A 17,016-nucleotide genomic window follows, 5' to 3' on the forward strand; every position below is an offset into this window, starting at 1 on the left:
TAAAATCAATAATTTAATAAGTTTTCACCAGCGGTCTCCACGGGCTTCTGTGCTTAACTCTTCGGGTTGAAATCAGACAGTTGAAGTGAGTGGCTCATGGATTTAGGGATTGATCGACAAGCCCTTGTACCGGTGGTGCAGCAAATCGTCAGTGCAGTGGCGGAGTGGATTCGCAAGGACGGGGTGAGCCCCGGCACTCGCTTGCCGTCCATCCGGCAGTTGGCGCTGGATAACCTGCTCAGTCAATCCAGCGTGATCGAGGCATTTGAACGGATGGTTGCCCAGGGGATGCTGGCTCCGCGGCCGGGGGCGGGGTTTGTGGTGGCCCAACCGTCGGTCCAGACCGAGGGCCACTGGTACGAAGGCGCGGAACGGGAGTGGGGCGCCTTTGCCGATAACCCGTTGGGAGAGTTGAAACTTGGCTGCGGCTGGTTGCCGGATGCCTGGCATGAAAGCGATGACATCCGCTACGCCATCCGTGAAGTGGCCCGTTCCGACACCGCTGGGCTGTTCAACTACAGCACCCCCCTGGGTCTGCCGGTGCTGCGCGAGCAACTGCTCAAGCACCTGACCCGGATTCACATCGCCACCAGCCTGGACCGCATCCTCACCACCGCAGGTGCCAGCCATGCTCAGGACCTGCTGATACGTACGTTACTCAGAGCGGGTGACAGCGTGGTGGTTGAAACCCCGGGCTATGGCAACCTCTATCGGCAACTGACGTTCCAGGGCGTGCACCTCTTGTCAGTGCCGCGCACCCGAGGCGGGCCGGACCTGTCGGTGCTGGAGGCACTGTTGCAGCAGCATCGGCCCAAATGTCTGTTCATCCACAGCCTTTATCACAACCCCACCGGGACCAGCCTGTGTCGCGCGGTCGCTGAGCGTTTGCTGGAGCTGGCGCGTCGCGATAACTTCCTGATCATTGAAGAGGACGTCTACGGTGATTTGCAGCACGCCAGTTGCACGCGGCTGTCGGCGCTGGCCCAGGACGATCGTGTGATCTATATCGCGAGTTTTTCCAAGACCCTGAGCAGTGCCTTGCGCGTCGGCTATCTCTGCGCGAGCACGGCGATTATCACCCAATTGGTCAGCCTCAAGACCTTGACCGGCTTCGGTACCTCGCGGTTTGCCGAGGCGGTGGTCGCCACGCTGCTGGCCAATGGCACGTACCGCAAATGGGTGCAGCGCCTGCGTAAACGGCTGCGTACGGACATGGCTGCTACCTTGCAGGTGCTCGATGACGAAGAGTGGGAGGTCTTTGCTGTACCGGCCGGCGGCATGCTGGTGTGGGCGCGACCCCCTGGGGGCGAGCTTTCGCGGCTACAAGCGTGTGCCCGGCGGCTGGGGGTGTTGTTATCGCCTGGGGCGTTATTCAGTCCGACCGGCGAACCCAGCCAGTGGCTGCGCATCAATGTGGCCTATGCTACTGATCAGCGGGCCTTGGAACTGTTCCGGACCATGGGACCCGCCAGATCGACCTCGACCATTCTGAAAACGACGAGCGTGTAGCTTTTTGCCATTATTGTGGCGTCAACGCCTTGTGCTCAGGGGCTGGTCGTTGCGAATCTCGTGTCTTGTCTATCGGGCTTGATGGCATCTGCCATTGCAAGAGGGGTCAAGTGCAATGATTTCGGGCGTGCAACGACGTTTTGCCAACCTCGGTATGGCAAAAAAACTGGGCTTGGGCTTCACCTTGGTGCTGCTGTTGACGGCCTTGGTCGCGGCGATCGGCGTGTGGTCCCTGCAAACCGTTGGTCAGCGCTTCGAAGGCCTCAAGGCCATGTCCGCTCTCAGCAGCGGCTTGATGAAGGTGCGCCTGATCGAGCAGGACTATGCGTTGCATGCCGACCCCAAGGCGGTCGATGCGCTGCATGAAAGCGTCGACGCCCTGGCGGCCCAGGCAGCCAGTCTCAAGGTCCAGTCTGCTGCGAATGGCCCGGTGATGGCCGAGGTCGAACAGGCCCTGGCTGCGTACCGCAAGGCGTTCGATGAGTTTGTGGAGTTGAGCCAGACCAAGGACCTGGCGCTGGAAATGGCCAGTTGGTCGGTGTCCAGCGTGGCCAATAACCTCGACGTGTTGCAGGCTGGGCTGGCGGATGATGGCATCTATGGCCTCAAGGAGAGCCAGGGCAAGGAAGGCGCTGAGTTTATCGAGCAAGCGGGGCAGGTCAGCCAGGTCTCACGCTTGATGTTGCAGGCCATGAACGAGGCCCATGTGCGTCTGGACCAGAGCCGCAGGGCAGATGCGCAAGAGGCCGAGCAAGGCAAGATCGAGCAGGCCGACCAGGCGCTGGCGCAGGTCGAGCAGTTGAAGACGGCGGTGAAGGATCCTGGCTACCAGACGGTGCTCAACGAAGTCTCGGGGCATATCGCCGCCTTCGGCGAGAAACTGGGGGAATACACCGGCCTGTTGGCGCAAGAGAAAGTGGTCTACAAGCAATTGCATGACCGGGCGGAGCAGGTGGTCAGTCGGGTCAGTCAGGCCTATGAGGCTGAAGACCTGTCGATGCAGGCGCAACTGAAAAAAAGTGCGATGTTGATCATCGGGTCGTCGGCCTTGGCACTCCTGGTTGGGCTGATGGCGGCCTGGGTGATTACACGTCTGATCGTTGCGCCGCTACGCAGCGTGATCGCGGTCGCGCAGCACATTGCCGCCGGTGACCTGAGCGGACGCATGGAGGTCAGTCGCACTGATGAAATCGGCCAGTTGATGCACGCGATGCAGCAGATGGGCAACGGCTTGAGCCAGATGGTCAGCGGGCTGCAAGCCGGTATCGAGCAACTGGCCAGCTCGGCGCATTCGCTGTCCAGCGTCACCGAACAGACCAATGTCGAGGTCAGCAGCCAAAAGGAAGAAACCGAGCAGGTGGCCACGGCGATGAACCAGATGACCGCCACCGTGCACGACGTGGCGCGCAACGCCGAACAAGCCGCGCAGGCCGCGCAGACGGCGGACGACAAGGTCGACAGCGGCCAGCAGGTGGTGCGCCAGAGCTTGCAGCGCATTGAGTTGCTGGCCAATTCCAGCAGCAGTGCCAGTGCGAGCATCGAGAGCCTCAGCGCCGAGATCCAGAACATCGGCACCGTGTTGGGCGTGATCAAAAGCGTGGCCGAACAGACCAACCTATTGGCGCTGAACGCCGCCATCGAAGCCGCCCGTGCCGGTGAGCAGGGCCGTGGTTTTGCTGTGGTCGCCGATGAAGTGCGGGCACTGGCCAAGCGTACTCAACAATCGACCGAAGAAATCGAACGGCTGGTCAGCACTTTGCGCAGCGCGGCGCAGTCGTCGGTGCAGCAGATCCAACAAAGTGGCGAGTTGGTGAAGCTGGCGGTCAGTGATGCGCTGGAAACCGAAAGTGCGTTGGGCAGCATCGCCGCGGCAGTGTCGTTGATCCAGCAGATGAATCAGCAGATCGCCGCCGCTGCCGAGGAGCAAAGCTCGGTGGCTGAGGAAATCAACCGCAGCGTCACCAGTATCCGTGCCAGCGCCGATCAGTCGGCGTTGAGCATGCAGGGCAATGCCGCGTCGAGCATCCAGTTGGCGCAGTTGGGAGCAGAGCTCAAGGGCATGGTGGGGCACTTCCGCCTGTGACGGCCGCGAAGGCGCGGCGATCACAGGGGAGGGCGGTCAGGCGTGGTTGGCGAGGAACGTCAGCAAGGCTTCGTTGACGAAGTCCGGGTTTTCCTGGCTTGAGATGTGCCCCGCGTCCGGGATCAGCGTCAGTGCGCAGCCAATCAAGTTGGCCATCTCCTGCGACTCGGCCGGTGGGCGGGGTTTATCCTGCTCGCCGCACATCACCAATGTGGTATCGGTGTCCAGGCGCGGCAGTTGCTCCCGTACATCCTCGCGACTGAAGATCAATCGGCCCAATGGCACGATGCTGTCGAGCAGGCGGTCTCGGGGAAAGCCCTGCAAGGACCGGCGAAAATCCTGATACAGCGCCGATTCGCGGTCTATGCCGGGGCGGAAGAAGATCGGCGCGATCACGTCCAGCAATGCCTCGGGGATGGCGCCGGCGTCTTCGATAGTCTTGAACAGTGAGAAATAGTAGTGGCGCGTCTCGTCGGGCTCGGCCCCGAGGTAGGTGTCCATCAGCACCAGGCTGTTGACCCGCTCAGGCGCCAGCAGCGCCAGGCGTGCGCCCCACATGCCGCCGACCGAGAGCCCCACCAGATTGATTTGCGCGATGTCCAGTTGGTCCAGCAGGGCCAGTGCCTGGCGTGCAAGGTCGTCGAGGGAGCGGGTTTGCGAGGGCAACGGGCCTGATTCGCCATGGCCCCACAACTCGGGCACGATCACACGGTACTGTTGCGCCAGGGCTTCAATCTGAGGCGCCCACATATCGCGGCTCCACAGGTAGCTGGAGCCTAGGAGGACGGCCGGGCCGGTGCCCTGGTCGACGTAATGCAGCGGTTGTCCATCAATCATGACGACAGGCATGGCAAGCCTCTAACTTCACGGAGTGAGGGCACTTTTTTACGCGAGTCGCGGGCGGGGGGATAGGTGCAAAGTGATGGCATCTGGCGAACAGCGTTCGCCAGAGGAGGGGTGCTGATCAGTCGTAGATGACTTTCTTTTTCCACTCGGCGTCGGCGTCAGCGGCCTTCATGCCCTCGGTCAGTTCGCTGACCTCTTCGACTGCCTGTTTGCTGTTGGCCAGAACCGTGGAGTTGGCGCGGGCCAGTTGGCCTTCGAGCAACTGCAGTTGTGCACTGTACAGCACCGGCTCGGTTTGTTTGCGCAGGTACTGTACGCCACGTTCAAAAGCGAGGCGCGCCTGGCCCGGCTGGCCTTCTTGCAGGGCATGCTGGCCGAGGTTGTTGAAGAACTCGATGTGCAGCAGGACCAGGATATGGCGAATTTCCTTGATCCAATGCTTGGCTTCGTTGGAGGGCAGGAAGCCGTCCTGGGCAGCGCGGGTGACCTGGCCGTGCAAGGCTTCGAGCAGGAAGCGCACGTCCTTGGCCTTGGCTTCGGTCTGAATCGGCGCCGGCGGGTTGTTCACCGGAATGGATTCGCCCTGAGCCACCAGCGTATTGAGCTCAGTGATCCGTGCCTTGAGCGGCGCGCTGTTTTTGTTGAGGTTCAATAAGCGCTGGTTGACGTTGAGCTCCAGGCGGGTCAGCAACAATTTGAGTGCCGGCGTCATCAACTGGCCTGGAAAGGTCTCGGTGATTTCACCGCAACGACGCATCCGATCATGGAGTTCGATCTGAGTGCGCTGCTTTTCCAGCTTGTTATTTTCCACCACGTGGTTCATGTAGCCAATGGCGATCAGTATTGCAATCCCGGCTATTACCAGCAGGGTGATCATGAGTGGTGTCACCGGTGTGACCTCTTTGTAGGGTTTACAGTGGAGTGTAGTGACTGGACCGGCGATCGGATAGGACCGATCGACCAGTTGCCCAGGTAGTTTCTTCTATATTAGTAGGCGATCCCTGCGTAGATGCACATTGCCATCATTTGCCGGGGCGAACTATAGCGTCTTGTCGGGCGCCAGAATATAGGCGCCAGGGCCTGGGCGTGCAGAATGCCCAGGCAGGCCAGTAAACCCGGGGGAAGTCATTGATTTTAATAAATTTATCCTTGGGGGTTGACGATGTCCCAATCCATCCATAGAATGCGCGCCACTTAAAGCGTAAAGCACACAGCGAAACGCCTTGAGTAGTGAATGTTGTACGTGTGTCCCCTTCGTCTAGTGGCCTAGGACACCGCCCTTTCACGGCGGTAACAGGGGTTCGAGTCCCCTAGGGGACGCCATATGCGGGAATAGCTCAGTTGGTAGAGCACGACCTTGCCAAGGTCGGGGTCGCGAGTTCGAGTCTCGTTTCCCGCTCCAAGTTTAAGCAGTGTGGCTCTCGGGCGGCATTGAGTGAAACCAGGACCACGTCTTCGGATGCGGCCTCTGGGCACTGAAATACACACCATGTATTTCAGTAGCGTGTCCCCTTCGTCTAGTGGCCTAGGACACCGCCCTTTCACGGCGGTAACAGGGGTTCGAGTCCCCTAGGGGACGCCATTTGCGGGAATAGCTCAGTTGGTAGAGCACGACCTTGCCAAGGTCGGGGTCGCGAGTTCGAGTCTCGTTTCCCGCTCCATTTTTAAGCAGTGCTGCCTTCGGGCGGCATTGAGTGAAACCAGGACCATGTCTTCGGATGCGGTCTCTGGGCACTGAAATACGCACCATGTATTTCAGTAGCGTGTCCCCTTCGTCTAGTGGCCTAGGACACCGCCCTTTCACGGCGGTAACAGGGGTTCGAGTCCCCTAGGGGACGCCATTTGCGGGAATAGCTCAGTTGGTAGAGCACGACCTTGCCAAGGTCGGGGTCGCGAGTTCGAGTCTCGTTTCCCGCTCCATATTCAAGAAAAAGCCACTCAATAGAGTGGCTTTTTTTTGCCTGCGATTTGAGCGGCACAGGCTCTTGGTGGTTTTGCTGTGCTGGCGCAGCTCAGAGCTTAGGCAATTGCCCGATACGGCCCATCATTTCTGTGACGATCTGCAGGTCCAGCAAGAACTGGTCGACCGTCTTGAACTCATTGTCGGTATGCCCGGTGTATTTCACTTCCGGGCGCGCCAGGCCGAACTGCACGCCGTTCGGCAGCTCATGCACCGAGGTCGCGCCGGCGGAGGTGCCGAACGTGTGCTTCATGCCCAGGTTTTCACTGGCCACGGCGAGCAAAGCCTTGACCCACTCGCCTTCGGGGTTGCGGAACATCGGTTCGGCAATGGAGTAGGTGAAATCCACGTTGACCTTGGTTCGCGTGTCCCAGGCGCTCAGCTTCTCGGCGATTTCAGCCTTGAGCGTTTCTGGAGACTTGCCCTTCGGCACCCGCAGGTTCACCGCCAGCTTGAACGCGTTGTCATCCAGGCCGACAAAAGTCAGCGAGGTGGTAAGCGGGCCCATGAAGTCATCGGAGAAGCCCACGCCCAATTTTCCGCCCAGGTAATCCAGGCCCCAGTTGTCGGACGCATACCGCGCGGCGTCGGTGATGTGGTTTTGCTTAAGGGCGATCGTACCGTCGACGCTATGGATCAGCTCCAGCATGCGCGCCACCGGGTTGATGCCGGATTCGGGCTCGGAAGAGTGGGCAGATACACCGGTAACGGTCAGCTTGACGTGCTTGCCGTCGACTTTGGCATTGACCTCAAAATCATCCCCATTGCGCTTAGCGTATTCCGTACCGGCTTTCTGCAAGCTGGCCGCTAGTTCGGCAGGCTTATCGCTGATAAACGTCGCGACCGAGGCCGATGGAATCTGGTTGGTGGCCATGCCGCCGGTCATCGCGATGATTTCTGCACCTGTGCCTTCGCCCTTGCGGCGCGGGAAGGTGGCCATGACCGTGCCGTAGCCTTTCTCGGCAATCACCACCGGATAGCCGCCATCCAGCGCCAGGTTGTACTGCGGGGTCGGGTTGTGCTCGAAGTAGTAGGGGATCGCGTCGCCGGAGGTTTCCTCGGTGGTGTCCACCAGCAACTTGAAATTGCGCGCCAGTGGCAGCTTCTCCTCCTTGATCACCTTCATCGCATACATCGCCACGACGATGCCGTTTTTGTCGTCCTCGGTACCACGACCGTACATGCGGTCGCCGATCAGCGTGACCTTGAACGGGTCGAGCCTGGTGCCGTCCTTGAGCACCCAATTTTCCGGCGTCACCGGCACAACGTCCGCGTGGGCGTGTATGCCAACCACGTCCTCGCCGCTGCCTTCCAGAGAGATCTCATACACGCGGTTGTCGACGTTACGGAAGTTCAGGTTAAAGGCTTTCGCCAGGGCCTGGATTTTGTCGGCAATCTTGAGAAACTCCGGGTTCTTGTACTGCGGTACACCGTCCACATTGAACGTCGGAATTTCCACCAGCTCGCGTAGGGTTTGCAAGGCGGCCTTGCCGTATTTCACGCGGGTGTAAATGCCCAGCAGCCGGTGGATCTCGTTTTGCTGCTCGGCACTCAAGGTTTTGTTGTCGAGAAAGGCGTTTAGCGCCGCGCCGACGTCAGCGGTTTTGCCCAAGCCGCCTTTCGTTAGAGTGCCGAGAAAACTGCGGAAATTGGTGACGGAAGTCTCGTTGAACTGCTTGAGAATCGCCGCGCTTTGTTGCGGGGTGATGTTGGCGAAAGCAGGCGCGCTCAGTGCCGAAAAGCTGGCGGCGAACAGGCTGGCAGCCGCCCATTGCTTGAGTGGAAAGTGCATGGTTGAAAGCATTCCTTTGCAACGTGGGGTGGGAGGTTTCTGATCAATCTGTCAGAAATATTTCCACACACTACCACTACTGAGGTGGCCATGGTCAAGGCTGGCCAGGGTAGGGGCGTTGACGTTATTCGCCGTGAAGCCGGGGCGAGCGGAGAGTGTTCAGTCGAGGGTATAGCGCACCGACAGCGCCCCTTTTTTCTCCGACAACGCCAGGATCGTCACCTTGCCCAACTCGCCCAGGGTTTGCACATGAGTTCCGCCGCAGGCGTAGCTGGGCAGTTCACCGAAGCCCACTTCGCGGGTGCCATCTTCCAGGGCCATATGGCGCGAATAGTCCGCAGCGATCCATTGGTTGATCTGTCGTTGCAGCACCTCTGCGTCCATGGTCTGTGCGGTCTCGCCACGAATGAACGTGATCTTGCCTTCGCCCGGCCAGTGGTGCGCCTTGATTGGCATCCAGCCCAGGGTTTCACCGGCATTGCCGATCAAATGCCCGGCCGAATGCAGGCGGGTATGCAGGGTGCGGCGGTCTGCATCGACCCACGCGCTGATGGGGCCTGGGGCTATGGCACGGTCCAGATAATGCACCACGCGATCGGCCTCTTGGGTCACGCGCACGACGTTGCTTTCGCCGAGTCGGCCAGTGTCGAAGGGCTGCCCGCCGCCCTGGGGGTGGAAGATCGTCGATTGCAGGATCACCGCGAACTGCCCTTCGTGAGGGGTGCAACTGATCACTTCCAGCTCAGCAGTCAGGTGGTCGTGGGTAAAAAACAGGCGTTCGGTCATGGTCTACATCCGCATCAGGGTTCTGCGGGCAGTATAAATAGTGCGCATATGGGTGATAATCCGCCCAATTATCAATGGACCTGTGCTTCATGAGCATTAATCTTCCTTTGCCGCTGCTGGGCGAAATGGCGATTTTCGTCAAAGTGGTGGAGACCGGCAGCTTTTCTGAAGCGGCGCGGCAATTGAGCGTTTCGCCGTCGGCGGTGAGCCGCAGCATTTCACGCCTGGAAAAGGCCCTGGCCACCCGTCTGCTGCAACGCACCACGCGCAAATTGCGCCTGAGCGAGGGCGGTGAAGAGGTGTTCAAGCGCTGTCAGGAGATGGTCAATGCGGCGCATTCGGTGATGGAAATCAGCGGCCAGTTCACCCACGAAGCCGAGGGCCTGGTGCGGGTCAGTGTGCCCAAGGCGGTGGGGCGGTTTGTGGTGCATCCGCACATGCCGGCGTTTCTGCGGCGTTACCCCAAGGTGGACGTGCAGTTGATCCTTGAGGACCGGCACGTGGACCTGATCGATGACAATGTCGACTTGAGCATCCGCATCACCGACAGCCCCCCGCCGGGCCTGGTGGGGCGCCAGTTATTGCCGATCGAACATTTGCTCTGTGCGACGCCGCAGTATTTGGCTGAACATGGCACGCCTGGACATCCCCATGACTTGCTGAAGCACAGTTGCATTTACCTGGGTGAAACCCCGGCGGACTCACGCTGGAAGTTCCGCCAGGGCGGTAAGACCGTGACCGTCGGCGTGCGTGGGCGTTATGCAGCGAACCATACTGGCGTTCGGCTGGAAGCGGTGTTGCAGGATGTCGGGATTGGCAGTCTGCCGTACTTTACGGCGCGCCATGCCTTGGAGGCGGGGCACTTGGTGCAGGTGTTGCCGGAGTGGGAGTTTATTGCGTCCTACCATGGTCAGGCTTGGCTGCTGCATTCGCCTACGCGCTACCTGCCGCCGAAGTTGCGGGTGTTCATCGATTACCTGGTGGCGTGCATGGCGAAGGAGCCGACATTGCATCGCAGGTAGGCGAGGGAGCCCGCTTGGCTGCGATGTGGGCGACAAGGTCCGTCAGTTGGGCCGAGGCAATACCATCGCAGGCAAGTCGGCGCCCGGAGAAGGGCGCTTCCCACGTCAGTGTTTGCTTTGATCCTGGGGCATGGCCAGCAGCTGCTTCTCCTGGTTCCAGTCGAACGGTTCGTCGTTCAGCTCGGCTTCATGGCGACGTTCTTCCAGGGCCTGGTACAGGTCCAGTTCTTCGTCGGGCATGAAGTGCAGGCAATCGCCGCCAAAGAACCACAGCAGGTCGCGCGGCACCAGATGGGCAATTTGCGGGTAACGCAGGATGACCTGGCTCATCAGGTCCTGGCCCAGGTACTGGCTTTCGATCGGGTCGATCGGCAACAGGGCGCGCAGTTCGTCAAAGCGCTCCAGGAACAGGGTGTGGCTCTCCTCGGGCACTTGTTCGGCTTCGCCGACGGCAACCAGGATGCTGCGCAAGTGGTCGAGCAAGACGAGATGATCGGCAACGACGTTGGACACGAGATAAGTCCTCTAAAGCAAAAACGGGCGCGAGAGTATATAGCCCTCGTGCCCGTATTTATATGACCGCTGGACTCAGCGCACTTTGCCTTCGGCCTGGGTCAGTTCTTCCTTGTTGAAATCATCCACGTCGATCACCTTGCGTCGCGCTGTTTCGGCGTCACGCAGGGTCTGCGCTTCGGCCGGCTGCAACACGCCGGTATTCAGGGCGGCATCGATGGCATGCTCGCCGGCAGTCGGTTTGAACTGGCCGCTTTTCAGCGCGGTATGGAGTTTTTTCTGCAGCGGATGGCTGGCACCGAGCAGATCGTAAGCCTGTTGCAGCGCGCCCACCGGATCGTCCGCCGATTGCGGGCGGTAGCAGCCGGCCAGCAATTCTTCCAGGGTCGGGTCACCTTTGGCACGGCCGATCACTGCGGCTACCTGGGCATCCAGTGCATCCGACGGCCCGGTATGGCGGCGGCCGAACGGGAACACGATCACCCGCAGCAGACAGCCAAGCACCTTGCTGGGGAAGTTGCTCAGCAGTTCATCCAGTGCGCGTTCCGATTCACCGAGGCTTTCTTCCATGGCCCAGGCGAACAGCGGTTCCATATGGTCCGGCGAATCCAGGTCGTGATAACGCTTGAGCGCCGCCGACGCCAGGTACATGTGGCTCAGCACATCGCCCAGACGCGCCGACAGGCGCTCGCGACGTTTCAATTCGCCGCCCAACAGCATCATGCTCAGGTCGGCGAGCAGGGCGAATGCGGCGGCCTGACGATTGAGCGCGCGGAAATAACCCTGGCTGAGGCGGTTGCCGGGGGCTTTTTCGAAATGGCCGAGGCCGAGGTTCAGCACCAGGGTACTGGCGGCGTTGCTCACGGCAAACCCGATGTGTTGCATCAGCAGGCCGTCGAATTCCTTCAGCGCCTGGTCGCGGTCCTCACGCCCGGCCAGGGCCATCTCCTTGAGCACGAACGGATGGCATCGGATCGCGCCCTGGCCGAAGATCATCAGGTTGCGCGAGAGGATATTCGCGCCTTCCACCGTGATGAAAATGGGCGCGCCTTGCCAACTGCGGCCCAGGTAGTTATTCGGGCCCATGATGATGCCCTTGCCGCCGTGCACATCCATCGCGTGGCTGATGCACTCGCGACCGCGCTCGGTGAGGTGGTACTTGAGGATCGCCGACAGCACCGAGGGTTTCTCGCCCAGGTCAACCGCATTGGCGGTGAGCATGCGTGCGCTGTCCATCAGCCAGGCGTTACCGCCAATCCGCGCCAAGGCTTCCTGGATACCTTCGAAGGCCGACAGCGGCACGTTGAACTGCTCGCGCACTTGGGCATATTGGCCGGTCACCAGGCTGGTGAACTTGGCCGCGCCAGTACCGACGGCCGGCAGGGAAATGGAGCGGCCCACCGACAGGCAGTTCATCAGCATCATCCAGCCCTTGCCGAGCATTTCCTGGCCGCCGATCAGGTAGCTCAGGGGGATGAATACGTCCTTGCCGGAATTGGGGCCGTTCATGAAAGCGGCGCCCAGGGGCAGGTGACGGCGACCGATCTCTACGCCGGGGGTATCGGTGGGAATGAGCGCCAGGCTGATGCCCAGATCTTCCTCGTCGCCCAGCAGATGGTCTGGGTCATAGGCCTTGAAGGCCAGCCCGAGCAGCGTCGCGACGGGGCCGAGGGTGATGTAGCGTTTTTCCCAGTTCAGGCGCAGGCCGAGGGTTTCCTGGCCTTCCCATTCACCTTTGCAGATCACGCCGGTGTCGGGCATGGCGCCGGCGTCGGAGCCGGCCAGCGGGCCGGTTAGGGCAAAGCACGGGATATCGTCGCCGCGTGCCAGACGTGGCAGGTAGTGGTTACGTTGTTCTTCGGTGCCGTAGTGCAGCAACAACTCGGCTGGACCGAGGGAGTTGGGCACCATCACGGTAGAGGCCAGGTCGCCGCTGCGGGTGGCGAGTTTCATCGCGACCTGGGAATGGGCATAGGCGGAGAACCCTTTGCCGCCGTATTCCTTGGGAATGATCAGGGCGAAAAAGCCATGGGTCTTGATGTGCGCCCAGGCGGCCGGGGGCAGGTCCATGGCCTGGCCAATGTCCCAGTCGCTGACCATGGCACAGAGTTCTTCCGTGGGGCCATCAATGAAGGCCTGTTCTTCTTCGGTCAGTCGGACTTTGGGGTAGGCCAGCAACTTGTCCCAGTCGGGGCGACCGCTGAACAACTCACCATCCCACCACACAGTGCCGGCATCGATGGCGTCGCGTTCGGTTTCGGACATCGGCGGCAACACTTTCTGAAACCAACTGAACAGCGGCTTGGTGAAGTATTGGCGGCGCAGGTCCGGTAGCAACAACGGCGCTGCGATTACAGCGATCAAGACCCAGAAAATCAGCAGCAGCCAACCCGGTGCATGGCTCCAGGCGCCCATCGCCAACAGGTAAACGGCGACCACGCCCAGGGCGGGCAGGGGCGCGGTGCGGCGGTGTGCCAGGTAGGCAACGCCGACCACCAGAACCAGTATCCACAACAACAGCATATTCAATCCTCCGTGAAACCAGGGGCGAAACCACCAAGGAGCTTAGTCGGCATCCGAGAAAGCGCGGCAGTCAGGGTGTTACGAGTTGTACTGAAGGCACCGATCAACAGGCGCCGACATTTGGCCGAATCGTCGTTATCTCTGTGGCAGGCCTGTCGTTAAACTCCAGGCTTCCTTCGGAGATAACGCGCATGGAAACGTACCTGAGGCCCAGCCGCTTCATCGATAGTGACCACCCTGCGGTGGTGGAGTTCGCCGAAAAACATCGCGGTTCCAGCGCGGATCTGCGTGACCAGGCAGTCAGTCTGTACTACGCCGTACGTGAGGCCGTGCGCTACAACCCGTATACCTTCAGCCGTGATCCAGGCACCTTGAATGCCAGCTTTGCGTTGGCCACCCGTGAGAGCTACTGCGTGCCCAAGGCCACCTTGCTGGCGGCCTGCGCACGTCACTGCGGCATCCCGGCGCGCATCGGCCTGGCGGATGTGCGCAATCACTTGTCGACGCCGCGCTTGCTCGCGCTGCTCAAGAGTGACGTGTTCGCCATGCACGGCTACACCGAGTTGTACCTGAACGGCGCCTGGGTCAAGGCCACGCCGGCGTTCAATGCGCAACTGTGTGAGGTGTTCGATGTGCCGCCGTTACCCTTCGATGGGCTCAACGACAGCGTGTTTCATGCGTTCAACCGCCAGGGCCAGCGCTCGATGGAGTACGTCGTGGACCACGGCCAATTTGCCGATGTGCCTGAAGAGTTGTTCTTCGGCCATATTCAGAAATGCTACCCGCACCTGTTTGAGGAACACCTGCCAAGCCTGCTGGGCGACATGCAGAGCGATTTGAGCCGCGAATGAACCGGCGTATGCTGCTGCGTTCATCAAGCCATGTTCATCAACGATAAGGCGCGGTCATGCTGAAGATCTGGGGTCGTAAAAATTCATCAAACGTCCGTAAAGCACTGTGGTGCGCCGAGGAACTCGGTCTGGAGTATGAAGCCATTGATGCAGGCGGGGCTTTTGGTGTGGTGGACACCCCGCAGTACCGGGAGATGAACCCCAATGGCCGGGTGCCAGTGATCCAGGATGGTGATTTTGTGTTGTGGGAATCCAACACCATCGTGCGTTACCTCTGCGCCAAACACGCGTCGGCGTTTTACCCGAGTGATCTGCAAGCCCGGGCCAACGCCGAAAAATGGATGGACTGGACCACCTCGACCCTGGCCGAGCCGTTCAAAGCCGTGTTCTGGGGCATCGTGCGCACCCCGGCGGACAAACAGAACTGGGACAGCATCAACGCCGGGCGCCAAGCATGTATCGATGCTCTCGCGACCGTCGACCAGGCACTGGCCGACCACCCTTACCTGTCGGGCGATACGTTCGGTATGGGTGACATCCCCCTGGGCTGCTTTATCTACGCCTGGTTCGAGATGCCCATCGAACGCCCTGCAATGCCGCATCTAGAGGCCTGGTATGCGCGCCTGCAACAACGCCCGGCCTACCGCAAAGCGGTGATGACTGCGTTGACTTAATACCCACTATTAATACGGGTGACTGTACTTGTGCTGCGCGGGCACGCACCATGCCCGCCATGCATCCCGGGTTGAACTACCTGCGCTGCGCCCTCATCTATTCTTTCTATTCCCTTCTTTGGTGCGTATTCCGATATGAGTTCCGCTCTGTCCATCCGGCAGCTAACCAAAACCTACGGCAACGGTTTCCAGGCCCTGAGTGGTATCGATCTGGACGTTGCCGAAGGTGACTTCTTCGCCTTGCTCGGCCCCAACGGTGCCGGTAAATCCACCACCATCGGTATCCTCTCCACCCTGGTCAACAAGACCAGCGGCACGGTGAATATCTTCGGTCACGACCTGGACAAATCCCCGGCGGCGCTCAAGCGCTCCATCGGCGTTGTGCCCCAGGAATTCAATTTCAACCAGTTTGAAAAGACCTTCGACATCGTCGTGACCCAGGCCGGCTACTACGGCATCCCGGCGAAAATCGCCAAGGAGCGCGCCGAGCAATACCTGACCCAACTGGGCCTGTGGGACAAACGCGACGTGCCGTCGCGCTCGCTCTCCGGCGGTATGAAGCGGCGCCTGATGATCGCCCGTGCGCTGGTGCATGAACCGCGTCTGCTGATCCTCGACGAACCCACCGCTGGCGTGGACATCGAGCTGCGTCGTTCGATGTGGACCTTCCTCACTGAACTGAACGAGAAGGGCATTACCATCATCCTCACCACCCATTACCTGGAGGAGGCTGAGCAACTGTGCCGCAACATCGGCATCATCGACCACGGCACCATCGTCGAGAACACCAGCATGCGTAATCTGCTGGGACAGTTGCATGTGGAAACCTTCCTGCTGGACCTGAAGAACAACCTGTCGGTGGCGCCGCAACTGCTCGGCTACCCGAGTCGCCTGGTGGACAGCCACACCCTGGAAGTCCAGGTGGACAAGGCCATGGGCATCACCGCGCTGTTCACTCAGTTGGCGACCCAGAACATTGAGGTGCTGAGCCTGCGTAATAAAACCAATCGCCTTGAGGAGTTGTTCGTGTCCCTGGTGGAGAAAAATCTGACGAAGGTGGCGGTATGAGTTCGGAACTGCAACCCAACCTTGTTGCCCTGCAAACCATCGTCTACCGCGAAGTGAAGCGCTTTACCCGGATCTGGCCGCAGACCTTGCTGCCGCCGGCGATCACCATGGTTTTGTACTTCGTGATCTTCGGTAACCTGATCGGTCGGCAGATCGGCGACATGGGTGGTTTTACCTACATGGAGTACATCGTACCGGGCTTGATCATGATGTCGGTGATCACCAACTCCTACGGCAACGTGGTGTCGAGTTTCTTCGGCAGCAAGTTCCAGCGCTCCATCGAAGAGCTGATGGTGTCGCCGGTGTCGCCGCACACCATTCTGATCGGCTACACCCTGGGCGGCGTACTGCGCGGTTTGATGGTCGGTGTGATCGTGACACTGCTGTCGCTGTTCTTTACCCACCTGCAGGTGCATCACCTGGGCTTGACCATTCTGGTGGTGGTGCTGACGGCGACGATCTTCTCGCTGCTGGGGTTCATCAACGCTGTATTCGCACGCAATTTCGATGACATTTCGATCATCCCGACTTTCGTGCTGACGCCGCTGACTTACCTGGGCGGAGTGTTCTATTCCATCACCTTGTTGCCGCCATTCTGGCAGACGGTGTCGCTGGCCAACCCGGTGCTGCACATGGTCAACGCCTTCCGCTACGGCATCCTGGGCGTGTCGGATATCAAGATCAGCGTGGCGATCACTTTCATGATCGTGGCCACGGTGGTGTTGTACATCGGTTGCGCGCGGTTGCTGGTGAGTGGTCGGGGGATGCGCACTTAAATGCTGACTTAACGGCGGCCAAAAAATGTGGGAGGGGGATTGCCCCTCCCACATGTTGTTTAAGTGCAGGCTTTAGTTTTTCAGCGCCAGATCAATCAGCGCGTGCAACTCTTCAACAGCCAGCGGCGACGTTGAGAACAAAATACGAAACACTGTCGGCGCCGCGATCAGATTGATCAACCGGTCGACACTCGGCGGTGTGTCTTGCGGGTAGCGGTCGACGATTGTCTGCAACTGCCGACTCAAGATGCTCACGCACTGGCCCGGCGTCAGGCTGCACTGCACGTCGCGCATCATATTGCGCCCAAGCTCCGAACTCATTTCATCCAGGTATTGCTCGGCCCAGGCTTGCAGGTCCCCGCGCAGGCTGCCGGTATTGGCTGGTTCGCTGTCCGGGCGCATGCGCGCAACGGCCACATCGGCCAGCAGCGCGGACAGCTCGCCCCAGCGCCGGTAGATGGTCGACGGCGTGACGCCTGCGCGTGCGGCAATCAGGGGCACGGTCACGCTCGTGCGTTCATGGGTCTCCAACAGTTCGCGCACTGCCGAATGAACGGATTCTTGTACCCGGGCACTACGGCCCCCCGGGCGGAGGCCTTCTTTGATCGCCATG

14 protein-coding genes, 6 tRNA genes and 1 pseudogene are annotated in these 17,016 nt (G+C 60.2%); 14 read left to right on the forward strand and 7 right to left on the reverse strand.

The genetic code is table 11. From position 1 onward, the window contains the following. Nucleotides 1-96: 96 nt before the first annotated feature. The 3 genes and pseudogenes from PSH59_RS09100 to PSH59_RS26260 all read left to right on the forward strand — a co-directional run bounded on the left by PSH59_RS09100 (nt 97) and on the right by PSH59_RS26260 (nt 3,592). A complete protein-coding gene (locus tag PSH59_RS09100) occupies nt 97-1,509 on the forward strand; it encodes a PLP-dependent aminotransferase family protein (protein ID WP_305394847.1) in 1,413 nt (470 codons plus the stop codon). Between the two features lie 1,069 nt (nt 1,510-2,578). Further along, nucleotides 2,579-2,686, forward strand: a pseudogene (locus PSH59_RS26255) (HAMP domain-containing protein); the annotation flags it as partial. Between the two features lie 201 nt (nt 2,687-2,887). After that, a complete protein-coding gene (locus PSH59_RS26260) occupies nt 2,888-3,592 on the forward strand; it encodes a methyl-accepting chemotaxis protein (RefSeq protein WP_370694415.1) in 705 nt (234 codons plus the stop codon). Between the two features lie 36 nt (nt 3,593-3,628). On the opposite strand, the gene PSH59_RS09110 is transcribed toward PSH59_RS26260, so the two are convergent. Together PSH59_RS09110 and PSH59_RS09115 are read right to left on the reverse strand one after the other, a co-directional pair. Beyond that, nucleotides 3,629-4,441 carry an alpha/beta fold hydrolase gene (locus tag PSH59_RS09110; RefSeq protein ID WP_248076054.1) on the reverse strand — a complete coding sequence of 271 codons (813 nt, stop codon included), beginning with the start codon at nt 4,439-4,441 and terminating at the stop codon, nt 3,629-3,631. Between the two features lie 115 nt (nt 4,442-4,556). Then, nucleotides 4,557-5,327 carry a hypothetical protein gene (locus tag PSH59_RS09115; RefSeq protein WP_305394849.1) on the reverse strand — a complete coding sequence of 257 codons (771 nt, stop codon included), beginning with the start codon at nt 5,325-5,327 and terminating at the stop codon, nt 4,557-4,559. Nucleotides 5,328-5,685: 358 nt separating this feature from the next. Between PSH59_RS09115 and PSH59_RS09120 the strand changes: the two genes are divergently transcribed. The 6 genes from PSH59_RS09120 to PSH59_RS09145 all read left to right on the forward strand — a co-directional run bounded on the left by PSH59_RS09120 (nt 5,686) and on the right by PSH59_RS09145 (nt 6,358). Then, nucleotides 5,686-5,761 (forward strand) — tRNA-Glu (locus PSH59_RS09120). Between the two features lie 3 nt (nt 5,762-5,764). After that, a tRNA-Gly gene (locus PSH59_RS09125) sits at nt 5,765-5,840 on the forward strand. A gap of 104 nt (nt 5,841-5,944) precedes the next feature. Then, a tRNA-Glu gene (locus PSH59_RS09130) sits at nt 5,945-6,020 on the forward strand. 3 nt (nt 6,021-6,023) lie between these two features. Then, nucleotides 6,024-6,099, forward strand: a tRNA-Gly gene (locus PSH59_RS09135). A 104-nt stretch (nt 6,100-6,203) separates the two neighbouring features. After that, nucleotides 6,204-6,279: transfer RNA gene (locus PSH59_RS09140), tRNA-Glu, on the forward strand. A gap of 3 nt (nt 6,280-6,282) precedes the next feature. Next, nucleotides 6,283-6,358, forward strand: a tRNA-Gly gene (locus tag PSH59_RS09145). 92 nt (nt 6,359-6,450) lie between these two features. On the opposite strand, the gene PSH59_RS09150 is transcribed toward PSH59_RS09145, so the two are convergent. Beyond that, entirely contained in the window at nt 6,451-8,190 is a 1,740-nt protein-coding gene (locus tag PSH59_RS09150) for a dipeptidase (protein WP_305394850.1), read from the reverse strand. 159 nt (nt 8,191-8,349) lie between these two features. Continuing rightward, complete coding sequence (locus PSH59_RS09155; protein ID WP_305394851.1) at nt 8,350-8,976, reverse strand: alanyl-tRNA editing protein; 627 nt, start codon at nt 8,974-8,976, stop codon at nt 8,350-8,352. Between the two features lie 89 nt (nt 8,977-9,065). Here PSH59_RS09155 and PSH59_RS09160 point away from each other — a divergent pair, with 89 nt between their 5' ends. Beyond that, a complete protein-coding gene (locus PSH59_RS09160) occupies nt 9,066-9,998 on the forward strand; it encodes a LysR family transcriptional regulator (RefSeq protein WP_305394852.1) in 933 nt (310 codons plus the stop codon). 105 nt (nt 9,999-10,103) lie between these two features. Here the strand turns inward: PSH59_RS09160 and PSH59_RS09165 are convergent, their stop codons facing one another. Both PSH59_RS09165 and PSH59_RS09170 read right to left on the reverse strand, forming a co-directional pair. Further along, a complete protein-coding gene (locus PSH59_RS09165; RefSeq protein WP_003172871.1) occupies nt 10,104-10,511 on the reverse strand; it encodes a PA2817 family protein in 408 nt (135 codons plus the stop codon). 75 nt (nt 10,512-10,586) lie between these two features. After that, nucleotides 10,587-13,034: an acyl-CoA dehydrogenase gene (locus PSH59_RS09170; protein ID WP_305394853.1), complete on the reverse strand. Its 2,448-nt coding sequence runs from the start codon at nt 13,032-13,034 to the stop codon at nt 10,587-10,589. 191 nt (nt 13,035-13,225) lie between these two features. Here PSH59_RS09170 and PSH59_RS09175 point away from each other — a divergent pair, with 191 nt between their 5' ends. The 4 genes from PSH59_RS09175 (at nt 13,226) to PSH59_RS09190 (ending at nt 16,403) form a co-directional block, all read left to right on the forward strand. Further along, nucleotides 13,226-13,885, forward strand: a complete 660-nt coding sequence (locus PSH59_RS09175) for a transglutaminase family protein (RefSeq protein WP_305394854.1) — start codon at nt 13,226-13,228, stop codon at nt 13,883-13,885. Nucleotides 13,886-13,941: 56 nt separating this feature from the next. Next, nucleotides 13,942-14,559, forward strand: a complete 618-nt coding sequence (locus tag PSH59_RS09180; RefSeq protein ID WP_305394855.1) for a glutathione S-transferase family protein — start codon at nt 13,942-13,944, stop codon at nt 14,557-14,559. A gap of 135 nt (nt 14,560-14,694) precedes the next feature. Next, nucleotides 14,695-15,627, forward strand: a complete 933-nt coding sequence (locus tag PSH59_RS09185; RefSeq protein WP_090399856.1) for an ABC transporter ATP-binding protein — start codon at nt 14,695-14,697, stop codon at nt 15,625-15,627. Then, entirely contained in the window at nt 15,624-16,403 is a 780-nt protein-coding gene (locus tag PSH59_RS09190) for an ABC transporter permease (protein WP_003172877.1), read from the forward strand. Before PSH59_RS09185 ends, PSH59_RS09190 begins: the two co-directional genes overlap by 4 nt. 72 nt (nt 16,404-16,475) lie before the next feature. On the opposite strand, the gene PSH59_RS09195 is transcribed toward PSH59_RS09190, so the two are convergent. Continuing rightward, nucleotides 16,476-17,015, reverse strand: coding sequence for a TetR/AcrR family transcriptional regulator (locus tag PSH59_RS09195; RefSeq protein WP_305394856.1), 540 nt, complete (start codon nt 17,013-17,015; stop codon nt 16,476-16,478). Nucleotide 17,016: the final 1 nt, after the last annotated feature.

It is taken from the genome of Pseudomonas sp. FP2309, assembly GCF_030687575.1.
Lineage (GTDB): Bacteria > Pseudomonadota > Gammaproteobacteria > Pseudomonadales > Pseudomonadaceae > Aquipseudomonas.